The organism is Bacillus sp. L381 (assembly GCF_030284525.1).
GTDB classification, from domain to species: Bacteria; Bacillota; Bacilli; order Bacillales; family Bacillaceae; genus Bacillus; species Bacillus amyloliquefaciens.
On record NZ_CP127224.1, the window covers coordinates 1490299 to 1502869 of the forward strand.

The 12571-nt window shown below is 47.7% G+C and carries 10 protein-coding genes; 9 read left to right on the forward strand and 1 reads right to left on the reverse strand.

The features are described from left to right. The first annotated feature begins 114 nt into the window (after window positions 1-114). Window positions 115-1659 (forward strand): alpha-amylase, encoded by a 1545-nt coding sequence (gene amyS, locus QRX25_RS07600; protein WP_212101306.1) that lies wholly within the window; start codon window positions 115-117, stop codon window positions 1657-1659. A gap of 53 nt (window positions 1660-1712) precedes the next feature. Here amyS and QRX25_RS07605 read toward each other — a convergent pair whose 3' ends face one another. Continuing rightward, window positions 1713-3419, reverse strand: a complete 1707-nt coding sequence (locus QRX25_RS07605; RefSeq protein ID WP_212101309.1) for an Rqc2 family fibronectin-binding protein — start codon at window positions 3417-3419, stop codon at window positions 1713-1715. A 119-nt stretch (window positions 3420-3538) separates the two neighbouring features. On the opposite strand from QRX25_RS07605, the gene QRX25_RS07610 reads away from it, so the two are divergent. The 8 genes from QRX25_RS07610 to def all read left to right on the forward strand — a co-directional run bounded on the left by QRX25_RS07610 (window position 3539) and on the right by def (window position 12568). Next, on the forward strand, window positions 3539-6211 hold the full coding sequence (locus tag QRX25_RS07610) for a calcium-translocating P-type ATPase, SERCA-type (RefSeq protein WP_212101312.1): 2673 nt from the start codon (window positions 3539-3541) through the stop codon (window positions 6209-6211). An 81-nt stretch (window positions 6212-6292) separates the two neighbouring features. Next, window positions 6293-7168 (forward strand): YicC/YloC family endoribonuclease, encoded by an 876-nt coding sequence (locus tag QRX25_RS07615; RefSeq protein WP_013352211.1) that lies wholly within the window; start codon window positions 6293-6295, stop codon window positions 7166-7168. A 76-nt stretch (window positions 7169-7244) separates the two neighbouring features. Further along, window positions 7245-7514, forward strand: coding sequence for an extracellular matrix/biofilm regulator RemA (remA, locus tag QRX25_RS07620; RefSeq protein ID WP_003154355.1), 270 nt, complete (start codon window positions 7245-7247; stop codon window positions 7512-7514). Between the two features lie 7 nt (window positions 7515-7521). Then, a complete protein-coding gene (gene gmk / locus QRX25_RS07625) occupies window positions 7522-8136 on the forward strand; it encodes a guanylate kinase (RefSeq protein ID WP_013352212.1) in 615 nt (204 codons plus the stop codon). Between the two features lie 3 nt (window positions 8137-8139). Next, window positions 8140-8343 (forward strand): DNA-directed RNA polymerase subunit omega, encoded by a 204-nt coding sequence (gene rpoZ, locus QRX25_RS07630; RefSeq protein WP_003154346.1) that lies wholly within the window; start codon window positions 8140-8142, stop codon window positions 8341-8343. Between the two features lie 90 nt (window positions 8344-8433). Continuing rightward, entirely contained in the window at window positions 8434-9654 is a 1221-nt protein-coding gene (coaBC, locus tag QRX25_RS07635; protein WP_212101315.1) for a bifunctional phosphopantothenoylcysteine decarboxylase/phosphopantothenate--cysteine ligase CoaBC, read from the forward strand. Then, complete coding sequence (gene priA, locus QRX25_RS07640) at window positions 9651-12062, forward strand: primosomal protein N' (RefSeq protein WP_212101318.1); 2412 nt, start codon at window positions 9651-9653, stop codon at window positions 12060-12062. Before coaBC ends, priA begins: the two co-directional genes overlap by 4 nt. A gap of 23 nt (window positions 12063-12085) precedes the next feature. Continuing rightward, window positions 12086-12568, forward strand: coding sequence for a peptide deformylase (def, locus tag QRX25_RS07645; protein WP_212101320.1), 483 nt, complete (start codon window positions 12086-12088; stop codon window positions 12566-12568). The last annotated feature ends 3 nt before the right edge of the window (window positions 12569-12571 follow it).

Consider the following 12571-nt stretch of genomic DNA (forward strand, 5'->3'; position numbering starts at 1 on the left):
TTTATGCTGTCCAGACTGTCCGCTGATGTGAAAAATAGGAATAAAGGGGGTTTGTTATTATTTTACTGCTATGTAAAATATAATTTGTTTAAGAAAATGAGAGGGAGAGGAAACATGATTCAAAAACGAAAGCGGACAGTTTCGTTCAGACTTGTGCTTATGTGCACGCTGTTATTTGTCAGTTTGCCGATTACAAAAACATCAGCCGTAAATGGCACGCTGATGCAGTATTTTGAATGGTATACGCCGAACGACGGCCAGCATTGGAAGCGATTGCAGAATGATGCGGAACATTTATCGGATATCGGAATCACCGCCGTCTGGATTCCTCCCGCATACAAAGGAACGAGCCAATCCGATAACGGATACGGACCTTATGATTTGTATGATTTAGGAGAATTCCAGCAAAAAGGGACGGTCAGAACGAAATACGGCACAAAATCAGAGCTTCAAGATGCGATCGGCTCACTGCATGCCCGGAACGTCCAAGTATACGGAGATGTCGTTTTGAATCATAAGGCTGGTGCTGATGCAACAGAAGATGTAACTGCCGTCGAAGTCAATCCGGCCAATAGAAATCAGGAAACTTCGGGGGAGTATCAAATCAAAGCGTGGACGGATTTTCGTTTCCCGGGCCGCGGAAACACGTACAGTGATTTTAAGTGGCATTGGTATCATTTCGACGGAGCGGACTGGGATGAATCCCGGAAGCTCAGCCGCATCTTTAAGTTTCGTGGGGAAGGAAAGGCGTGGGATTGGGAAGTATCAAGTGAAAACGGCAACTATGACTATTTAATGTACGCTGATATTGACTACGGCCACCCTGATGTCGTGGCAGAGACAAAAAAATGGGGTGTCTGGTATGCGAATGAACTGTCATTAGACGGTTTCCGTATTGATGCCGCCAAACATATTAAATTTTCATTTCTCCGCGATTGGGTGCAGGCGGTCAGGCAGGCGACGGGAAAAGAAATGTTTACGGTTGCGGAGTATTGGCAGAATAATGCCGGGGAACTCGAAAACTACTTGAATAAAACAAGCTTTAATCAGTCCGTGTTTGATGTTCCGCTTCATTTCAATTTACAGGCGGCTTCCTCACAAGGAGGCGGATATGATATGAGGCGTTTGCTGGACGGTACCGTTGTGTCCAGGCATCCGGAAAAGGCGGTTACATTTGTTGAAAATCATGACACACAGCCGGGACAGTCATTGGAATCGACAGTCCAAACTTGGTTTAAACCGCTTGCATACGCCTTTATTTTGACAAGAGAATCCGGTTATCCGCAGGTGTTCTATGGGGATATGTACGGGACAAAAGGGACATCGCCAAAGGAAATTCCCTCACTGAAAGATAAGATAGAGCCGATTTTAAAAGCGCGTAAGGAGTATGCATACGGGCCCCAGCACGATTATATTGACCACCCGGATGTGATCGGATGGACGAGGGAAGGCGACAGCTCCGCCGCCAAATCAGGTTTGGCCGCTTTAATCACGGACGGACCCGGCGGATCGAAGCGGATGTATGCCGGCCTGAAAAATGCCGGCGAGACATGGTATGACATAACGGGCAACCGTTCAGATACTGTAAAAATCGGATCTGACGGCTGGGGAGAGTTTCATGTAAATGGAGGGTCCGTCTCCATTTATGTTCAGAAATAAGGAAATAAAAAAACACCTCCAAGCTGAGTGCGGGTATCAGCTTGGAGGTGCGTTTATTTTTTCAGCCGTATGACAAGGTCGGCATCAGGTGTGACAAATACGGTATGCTGGTTGTCATAGGTGACAAATCCGGGTTTTGCGCCGTTTGGCTTTTTCACATGTCTGATTTTTGTATAATCAACAGGCACGGAGCCGGAATCTTTCGCCTTGGAAAAATAAGCGGCGATCGCAGCTGCTTCCAATATGGATTGTTCATCGGGGTCGCTGCTTTTAATCACAACGTGGGATCCCGGAATGTCTTTCGTGTGGAACCATACATCATCCCTTGCGGCGGCCTTTGTCGTTAAATACTCATTTTGTTTATTGTTTTTGCCGACCAGGATCGTCAATCCCTGTGAAGATTCATACTGCTCTAAAACAGGAACGTGCTGTTTCTGTTTTTTCTGTCCTCTCTGCTGTTTCGGACGCAGATATTTGCCTTCAACAAGCTCCTCCCTTATTTCGTGAATATCCTTTGTGGAAGCGGAGGAAAGCTGCTGAATCAGCTGATCGAAATAAGCGATTTCCTCCTCGGCCAGACGGATCTGTTCTTTTACAACCTCAACGGAATTTTTCGCTTTTTGATACTTTGTAAAATACATCTGCGCGTTTTCTGACGGCGTTTTGTTCGGATTTAAAGGGATGGCCACCGTCGGACTCTCTTCATCATAATAATTGATGACATTCGCTTCTTTGTCACCTTTTTTCAGCATATACAAATTCGCCGTCAGCAGTTCGCCGTATAACTGAAATTCTTTCGCGTTCTCTGAGTAGTCCAGCGTCTTTTCCAGCTTTTTAATCTTATTGGCGTTCTTTTTCCGTTCATTTGCGACAAAACGCTCGAGATCCTGAGCCTGCTGTTTGACGCGGTCGCGCTCCGCTTTGCCGAAATAAAACCGGTCTAACAGCTCACTCAGTGAGTGAAAGGTGCGCTCCTCTCCATTTACATGCGTGAGAGACAGAAGATAAAAGTATTCCTTTCCGGCGGCTGTCGTAATGTTCGGTGTAAACCTGCAATCTTTTACGGCATGGAACATCTCTGTCAGCGTCTTCGGCATCGTTATTTTGTTCGCGAGGCCCGCTCTGTGAACGGCTTCTTTTGCAAACAGCGGAGAAACTCCGGAGAAATGTCTGACAATCTGCTGGTCAAGCCGTCCTTCCTGAAAACTGAGATAACGCAAAATATCCTCTTCGTCCGCGGCCAGCGGCGAAATTTTTTCCTGTGCGGGAGGGAGCTTGTAATCATAGCCCGGCAGAACGGTCCGGTAGCTGTTCATCGACGGAGATAAATGCTTCAGCCCGTCGATGATGGCTCCTTCTCCGTCAGTCAGAATAATATTGCTGTGCCGCCCCATAATTTCAACATACAGTGTTCTTACGGTCTCGTCGCCGATTTCATTTCTGCTTTTTATGCGGAATATCATAATCCGGTCTAATCCGGCCTGTTCTATTTTCTCAATAAAACCGCCTTCTATATGCTTTCTGAGCAGCATACAAAACATTGGGGGCTCGCTCGGATTTTCATAGGCCTGGTTCGTTATGTGCGCCCGTGAATAGCTCGGATGCGCCGATAATAATAATTTATGGTTTTTTCCGTTAGCGCGGATATGGAATATCACATCGTGCTTAAAAGGCTGATGGACTCTCGTAATCCGGCCTCCGGCGATCCGGCTGTTTAATTCATGTGTCATTCCGTATGTAAACATGCCATCAAAAGACATATAAAACACCCTTTCCTTCTTCCTGCATTCGATAATTATAGCATGAAAAGGGACGAGTCAGAATAAGCTTGTTTGTAGAGTGACATCTCTAAAGCGAGCAGGGGGAGTGGACGAGAAGAATGAAGTTTCATGAAATGGGACAAACCGATTTGCTGAAAGCAACAAATACGTCCATTAAACAGGGATTGACCGAAAAAGAGGTGAAAAAACGCCTTGAAAAGCACGGACCGAACGAGCTTCAGGAGGGCAAGAGGACACCGGCGATCGTCGTGTTTTTCGCCCAATTTAAGGATTTTATGGTGCTCGTGCTGCTGGTGGCAACCTTAATTTCCGGGTTTTTAGGCGAATATGTAGATGCCGTAGCTATTATGGCGATTGTATTTGTCAATGGGGTGCTCGGTTTTTTCCAAGAGAGGCGGGCGGAAAAGTCTTTACATGCATTAAAAGAGCTGTCAACGCCGTATGTGTCAGCATTACGGGACGGGAGCTGGAAGAAAATTCAGTCCAAGGAGCTCGTTCCCGGCGATATCGTGAAATTTACAAGCGGCGACCGGATTGGCGCGGATGTGCGGATCGTTGAAGCGAAGAGCCTTGAAATTGAAGAATCGGCGCTGACAGGGGAATCAATTCCGGTTGTCAAACAAGCTGATAAGCTGAGAAAGCCGGATGTTTCTTTAGGCGATATTAATAATATGGCGTTCATGGGTACGATCGTGACGCGCGGCAGCGGTGTCGGCGTCGTCGTCGGGACAGGAATGAATACGGCAATGGGGAAAATTGCCGATATGCTGGAATCCGCGGGCAACCTTTCAACACCGCTGCAGCGAAGACTTGAAGAGCTCGGCAAAATTTTAATTATCATCGCGCTGCTTTTGACGGTATTGGTCGTTGCGGTCGGTGTCTTACAGGGACATGAGCTTTACAGTATGTTTTTGGCCGGGGTGTCATTGGCCGTCGCCGCGATTCCGGAAGGGCTTCCCGCTATTGTCACGGTGGCGTTATCAATCGGCGTCCAGCGCATGATTAAACAAAAATCAATTGTCAGAAAGCTCCCGGCAGTTGAAACATTGGGCTGCGCCTCTGTCATTTGTTCTGACAAAACCGGCACGCTGACACAAAACAAAATGACCGTCACCCATATGTGGTCAGGCGGAAAAACATTTAAAGTGTCAGGCATCGGCTATGAGCCAGCGGGTGAGTTCACGTGTGATGAGCGGGAAATCAAGCCGAAAGATGAGAAGATTCTTGAACAGATGCTGGTGTTCGGCGCATTATGCAATACGTCAGAAATTGAACTGAAAGACGGCCATTATGTGCTCGACGGCGATCCGACAGAAGGTGCGCTGCTGACGGCTGCGAGAAAAGGCGGCTATTCAAACGACTGGCTCAGTGAACAATACCGGGTGGTTGCCGAGTTTCCGTTTGACTCCGTCCGCAAAATGATGACCGTCATCGTAGAAGATAAAGAAAAAAAGCAGTTCGTCATCACCAAAGGAGCGCCCGATGTGCTGATTGACCGTTCGTCACATATGATGCACGGCGGCAGAAGCGCGACTTTTTCAGGAGAAATGAAAACAGAAACAGAAACGATCTTGAAAGAGCTGGCATCGCAAGCCCTCCGGACGATCGCGATTGCTTATAAACCGCTTAAGTCCGGCGAAAAGCCGACAATGGAGCAGGCGGAAAAAAATCTAACGATGCTCGGTTTGTCAGGCATGATTGATCCGCCGCGTCCGGAGGTCAGACAGGCCATTAAAGAATGCCGTGAAGCAGGTATTAAAACGGTGATGATTACAGGTGATCACGTTGAAACGGCAAAGGCCATTGCAAAAGATTTGCGGCTTCTTCCAAAAAAAGGGCGTGTGATGGACGGGAAGACGCTGAATAAGCTTTCGGAGAAAGAGCTTATCGAGACGGTCGATGATGTCTACGTATTCGCCCGCGTGTCACCTGAACATAAATTGAAAATCGTCAAAGCGTTCCAGGAAAACGGACACGTCGTCGCTATGACGGGTGACGGGGTAAATGACGCGCCGGCCATAAAGCAGGCTGATATCGGCGTTGCCATGGGCGTGACGGGAACGGATGTGGCGAAGGAAGCCTCCTCTCTCATTCTTGTAGATGATAACTTCGCCACAATTAAATCAGCCATAAAAGAGGGGAGAAATATCTATGAAAATATAAGAAAATTCGTCCGGTATTTGCTCGCCTCCAACGTCGGCGAAATTTTAGTCATGCTGTTTGCGATGCTTCTCGCCCTTCCGCTGCCGCTCGTTCCGATTCAGATCTTGTGGGTGAACTTAGTGACGGACGGGCTGCCGGCGATGGCGCTCGGTATGGATCAGCCGGAAGATGACCTGATGAGGCGGAAGCCGAGGCATCCGAAAGAAGGGGTATTTGCGAGAAAACTGGGCTGGAAAGTCGTCTCAAGAGGGTTTTTGATCGGGGCCGCAACCATTTTAGCGTTTATCATCGTCTATCACCGCAACCCTGAAAACCTGCCGTATGCACAGACCGTCGCATTCGCGACTCTTGTCCTGGCTCAGCTTATACACGTGTTTGACTGCCGGAGCGAAACATCTGTTTTTTCCCGGAATCCGTTTGAAAATATCTATCTGCTCGGCGCCATCGTTTCTTCTATTTTCCTGATGGTCATCGTCATCTATTATCCGCCGCTTCAGCCTATTTTCAAAACAGTGCCGATTACGCCGGGCGATTGGATGCTTATTGTCGGCATGTCGGGCATACCTACTTTTTTGCTGGCGGGTTCACTTTTGACAAGAAAAAAATAATTCCATATGATATAATCTTAGGGGTAATAGCATGTCTATTGCCCTTTTATTTTGATAACGGGAAAGAATTGGGTGTTTCATATGATACGGAGTATGACAGGCTTCGGCAGCGCAAGCAGCACAAAAGGCGATCTCTCGGCAACCGTTGAATTGAAATCCGTCAATTACCGGTTCAAAGAAGTGAACGCCCGTCTGCCACGGCCTTTGCTATATGTAGAGGATAAGCTGAAACAAATGATATTGCAGCATATACAGCGCGGAAGAGTAGAGCTGTTTCTCACTGTAAACAGTGACGCGCTTATAAAAAGAAGCCTGAAAATTGATTGGGAGCTCCTTGATGAATATGTGAGCGCCGCACGTGTCATGAAAGAGCGCTACAGTCTGGCCGCAGAACCCGATGCAATGGATTTCTTTACATTTGAACATATTGCGCAGATTCACGAAGAGCAGATGCGTGATGACAAGCTTGAAGAAGTCATCAGGGAAGCCGCTGAACTTGCGGTAAAGGAACTTTGTGACATGAGGGAAAAAGAAGGCCGGCTTTTGGCGGAAGACTGCTTTCTGCACATTGGGCGGCTTGAGACGCTGTCCGAACAGGTGAAAGACCGCGCTTCGGCCGTTGTTATTCATTACCGCGAGCGCCTTTACGCCCGCATGAAGGAATGGACGGAGGACGCACTCGACGAAAGCAGGCTGGTCACGGAATGCGCCATTTTCGCCGACCGTTCTGATATTACGGAAGAAATTACCAGATTGAAGAGCCATTTTGTTCAATTCCGTGATATATTAAAAGAAGGCGGGGCAGTCGGACGCAAACTTGATTTCCTCGTGCAGGAGCTTAACCGCGAAGCGAACACGATCGGCTCAAAAGCCAATGATCATCAAATCACAAAGCTTGTCGTGGAAATGAAAAGTTCTATTGAAAAATTGAAGGAACAAGTGCAAAATATAGAATAGCGACTGTGCGTATTGTTTACAGACGGTCTCTTCGGGTTACACTAGAGACGTCTATTTTACAGGGGGAACGTAGAAGATGACGATTAAACTGATTAATATCGGATTTGGCAATATCATCTCCGCCAATCGGATGATTTCGATTGTCAGCCCGGAGTCTGCGCCAATAAAGCGAATGATTCAGGATGCAAGAGACCGCGGAATGCTAATAGACGCTACATACGGACGAAGAACCCGTGCAGTTGTCGTCATGGATAGTGATCACATTATCTTATCTGCCGTCCAGCCTGAGACAGTTGCACACAGACTTTCTGTGAAAGAAGAAATTATGGATGAAGGGCAGGGGTAATTGCCGCATGAAAGAAAGAGGGTTATTAATCGTTCTCTCAGGTCCCTCAGGAGTTGGAAAAGGAACGGTTCGGCAAGCAATATTTTCACAAGAAGACACGAAATTTGAATACTCAATTTCAGTCACGACGAGAAACCCGAGAGAGGGCGAGGTCGACGGCGTCGATTATTTCTTTAAATCAAGAGATGAATTCGAACGCATGATTGAAAACAACAAACTGCTTGAGTGGGCGGAATATGTCGGCAACTATTACGGAACGCCCGTCGATTATGTCGAACAGACGCTTCAAGAAGGAAAAGACGTCTTCTTAGAGATTGAAGTGCAGGGCGCGCTCCAAGTGCGGAATGCATTTCCGGAAGGCCTGTTTATCTTCTTAGCGCCGCCAAGTCTTTCTGAGCTGAAAAACAGAATCGTGACAAGAGGAACTGAAACCGACGATTTAATTGAAAACAGAATGAAGGCCGCCAAAGCTGAAATCGAAATGATGGACGCGTATGATTATGTCGTGGAAAACGATGATATCCAAACGGCTTGTGATAAGATTAACGCAATTGTTCTCGCCGAGCACTTAAAACGTGAACGCGTTGCTCCGAGATATAAGAAAATGCTGGAGGTAGAATAACTTATGTTAGATCCGTCAATTGACTCTTTAATGAATAAATTAGATTCTAAATATACGCTGGTGACTGTGTCTGCAAGACGCGCGCGCGAAATGCAGATCAAAAAAGACCAGCAGATTGAACATACTATTTCTCACAAATATGTAGGCAAAGCTTTGGAAGAAATTGACGCGGGCCTGCTTTCGTTTGAAAGAGAAGACAGCGAATAACCAGCACACGTAGCAACCTATCTCTACATAGGTTGTTATTTTTTTCCGTTTGGAATTTGTCCAATGCTTTCATAAAGGGGAGAAGACTTCATGAAAAACCGAAACATTCTGCTATGTGTCAGCGGAGGGATTGCCGTTTATAAAGCTTCTGCGCTTACGAGCAAACTGGTTCAGGCCGGTGCGAACGTAAAAGTGATTATGACTGAGTCCGCGCGTGAGTTTGTTTCTCCGCTGACATTTCAGGCGCTGAGCCGGAATGAAGTGTATACAGATACATTTAAAGAACAAAATCCGAAGGTTATTTCTCATATAGATGCCGCTGACTGGGCGGATTTAATTATTGTCGCGCCCGCTACGGCAAATGTCATCGGCAAGCTTGCCAACGGAATTGCCGACGACATGCTCACAACGACGGTGCTGGCAGCGGAGGCCCCGGTCTGGGTGGCGCCTGCGATGAATGTCCATATGTATGACCATCCGGCGGTGAAGCGGAACATCTCCGTGCTTTATCAGGACGGCGTCCGCTTTATCGAGCCGAGTGAAGGCTATTTGGCATGCGGATATATCGGCAAAGGAAGGTTAGAGGAGCCGGAGCTTATTGTTGAGCGTGTCAGAGAGCATTTTAAGGAACCTGAAGACGATGCGCCGCTGAAAGGAAAACATATTGTCATTACGGCCGGTCCGACGCGCGAAGCAGTGGACCCCGTCCGCTTTTTCACAAATAAATCCACCGGCAAAATGGGCTATGCCGCTGCCGAAGCTGCCGTCCGTCTCGGTGCGCGGGTGACGCTGATTTCAGGTCCGGTGTCATTAGAGCCGCCTCGGGGGCTGTATCGGTTTCTTCCGGTGCAATCAGCAGCAGATATGAGAGAAGCCGTGCTTTCTGTGTTTGATTCATGCGACATCGTGATTAAGACGGCGGCCGTGGCTGATTTTACGCCGGCGTCTGTTTCTGATCACAAAATGAAGAAGAAAGACGGTTCACTCGTGATCGAATTCAACCGTACGGCAGACATACTGAAAGAACTGGGCGAACGGAAAACACACCAGATTCTGGTCGGATTCGCAGCTGAAACGCAAGACGTCGAACGCTATGCGCGCAGAAAACTCGAACAGAAAAACCTTGATATGATCGTTGCGAATGACGTGAAAGCCGAAGGAGCGGGGTTTGGCACAGATACGAATGTCGTCACCTTCTATTTCCGGGACGGAAGAAAACGGGAGCTTGCGCTTATGTCTAAACTTGACGTTTCCTTTGAAATGCTGAAGGAAACGACCGCTTTGAAAGCAGAGGACCAAAAACCCGTATGAATGTAGCAGAAGTCATTGTCGATGTCAGCTCCAAAAACATTGACAGGCCCTTTGATTACAAAATTCCCGATCATTTAAGAGGGATGATCGAAGTCGGCATGCGGGTGATTGTCCCGTTTGGCCCGCGCAAGCTTCAAGGGTTCGTGACCGGTTTGAAAGATTCGTCTGAATTAAACGGCGGGCAAATGAAGGAAGTCGAGAAGCTTCTTGATTTGACACCCGTTTTGACGGAAGAGCTGATGCAGCTGTCTTCATGGCTTTCTGACAAAACGCTGTCGTTTAAAATCACGGCGCTTCAGGCAATGCTGCCGGCCGCGCTGAAGGCGAAGTACGAGAAAGAGCTGAAAGTCGTTGATGAAGAAGCGCTGACACCGGACATCAGGCAGCTTTTCAGAAATCAGAAGAGCCTTCTGTACTCAGATATTACCGATGACCGCATTCTTTCGGCACTGCAAAAATTCGTACGCAAAGGAAGCATTGATGTCACCTATAAAGTCGCCCAGAAAACGAATAAAAAAATGATCCGCATGATCGAGGCGGGGGCAGACAAAGAAGAACTCGCCCGGCACGCAGATTCATTGACAAAACAGGCTTTTAAACAGCTTGCTGTGCTTACTTATTTTATTGACGGGGGAGCAAAAATTTCCGCGGCCGAGCTTTGTCAAAAGACCGATTCCAGTTCAGCGACGCTGAAAACGCTTCTTAAAAAGGGGCTTCTTACGGAAAGCTTTGAGGAGGTTTACCGCGATCCTTATCAGGACAGAATGTTCAAAAAAACAGAGCCTCTCTCTCTTACTGAAGAGCAGCAGGCCGCTTTTGAGCCGATTAAGAAGGCCGTAGCCGATCATGTTCATCACGTCTTTCTGCTTCACGGTGTGACAGGGAGCGGCAAAACGGAAATTTACCTGCAGTCTATTGAAAAGGTGCTGGCTAAAGGAAAAGAAGCCATCGTGCTCGTTCCGGAAATCTCATTGACGCCGCAAATGGTGAATCGTTTTAAAGGCCGCTTCGGTTCACAGGTTGCGGTCATGCACAGCGGATTATCCACAGGTGAAAAATACGATGAATGGCGGAAAATTCAGCGTAAGGAAGTAAAGCTTGTCGTCGGAGCCAGATCGGCTATCTTTGCCCCATTTGAAAATCTCGGCATGATCATTATTGATGAAGAGCACGAATCCTCCTATAAGCAGGAGGAAATGCCGCGGTACCATGCAAAAGACGTAGCCATCCGCAGGGCCGAGCATCACAGCTGTCCGGTCGTCCTCGGGAGCGCCACGCCGACATTGGAGTCATTCGCACGGGCGAAAAAAGGCGTTTATGAGCTGCTTCCGTTAAAACACCGCGTAAATCGCCAGCTCATGCCGGATGTATCTCTCGTTGATATGAGAGAAGAACTGAGAAACGGAAACAGGTCGATGTTTTCAAAAGAGCTGATGGAACAGCTGGAGGAGAAGCTTGCGAAAAAAGAGCAGGCCGTTCTCTTTCTGAATAAACGGGGATATTCTTCATTTGTGATGTGCCGGGACTGCGGTTATGTGCCCCAATGTCCGCATTGCGACATTTCAATGACCTATCACCGCTACGGACAAAGGCTGAAATGCCATTACTGCGGCCATGAGGAGCCTGTACCTGGAACGTGCCCGGAATGCGGCAGCGAGCATATCCGCTTTTTCGGCACGGGAACGCAGCGTGTGGAGGAGGAGCTTACCAAAGTGCTGCCTCAGGCGCGCGTGATCAGGATGGATGTGGACACCACCTCAAGAAAAGGTGCTCATGAAAAGCTATTGTCAGCTTTCGGTGAAGGAAAAGCGGATATCCTGCTCGGTACGCAAATGATCGCAAAAGGGCTTGATTTTCCGAACGTGACGCTCGTCGGAGTATTAAGCGCAGATACGACGCTTCACATCCCTGATTTCAGGGCGGCTGAGAAGACATTCCAGCTGTTGACGCAGGTAAGCGGACGGGCCGGACGGCATGAAAAGCCGGGGACGGTAGTCATACAAACGTATACACCGTCTCATTACAGCATTCAGCTGACGAAAACGCATGACTATGAAACTTTCTTTCAGCAGGAGATGGCGCACAGGCGGGCTCAGTCATATCCGCCTTATTATTACGTGGCGCTGGTGACCGTTTCTCATGAAGAAGCGGCAAAAGCCGCGGTCACCGCAGAAAAGATTACAAACTATTTAAGAGCGGGATGCGGACCGGACACGAAAATTCTTGGACCGGCAGCTTCCCCGATTGCCAGGATCAAAGATAGATATCGCTATCAATGCGTGATAAAATACAGACAGGAAAACGAGTTGCAGGTTCAGTTAAAAAAAATACTTGAGCATTATAAACGCGACATTGCGCAAAAGCATGTAATGATTTCAATTGATATGAATCCGTACATGCTGATGTAACATTAGTTTTGGAGGGCAAAATTTTGGCTGTGAAAAAAATCGTCACACACCCGTCGGAGGTTCTGGAAACACCTGCCGAAGAGGTGACAGTGTTTGATAAAAAATTAAAAAAACTGCTTGATGACATGTATGATACGATGCTCGAAATGGATGGCGTCGGCCTTGCCGCGCCGCAAATCGGCATTTTAAAAAGAGCGGCCGTCGTGGATATCGGTGAAGAAAGCGGCCGGATCGATCTTGTAAATCCGGTCATTCTTGAAAAGAGCGGTGAACAGACCGGAGTCGAGGGCTGCTTAAGCTTTCCGGGAGTATACGGTGATGTCACCCGCCCCGATTACGTAAAGGTGAAAGCTTATGACCGTAAAGGAAAACCGTTTATTGTAGAAGCGGAAGGTTTTTTAGCCAGAGCCATCCAGCATGAAATGGATCATTTAGACGGTATTTTATTCACATCAAAAATTACGGCTTACTACACTGAAGAAGAACTGGCAGAAATGGAAGGATGATTG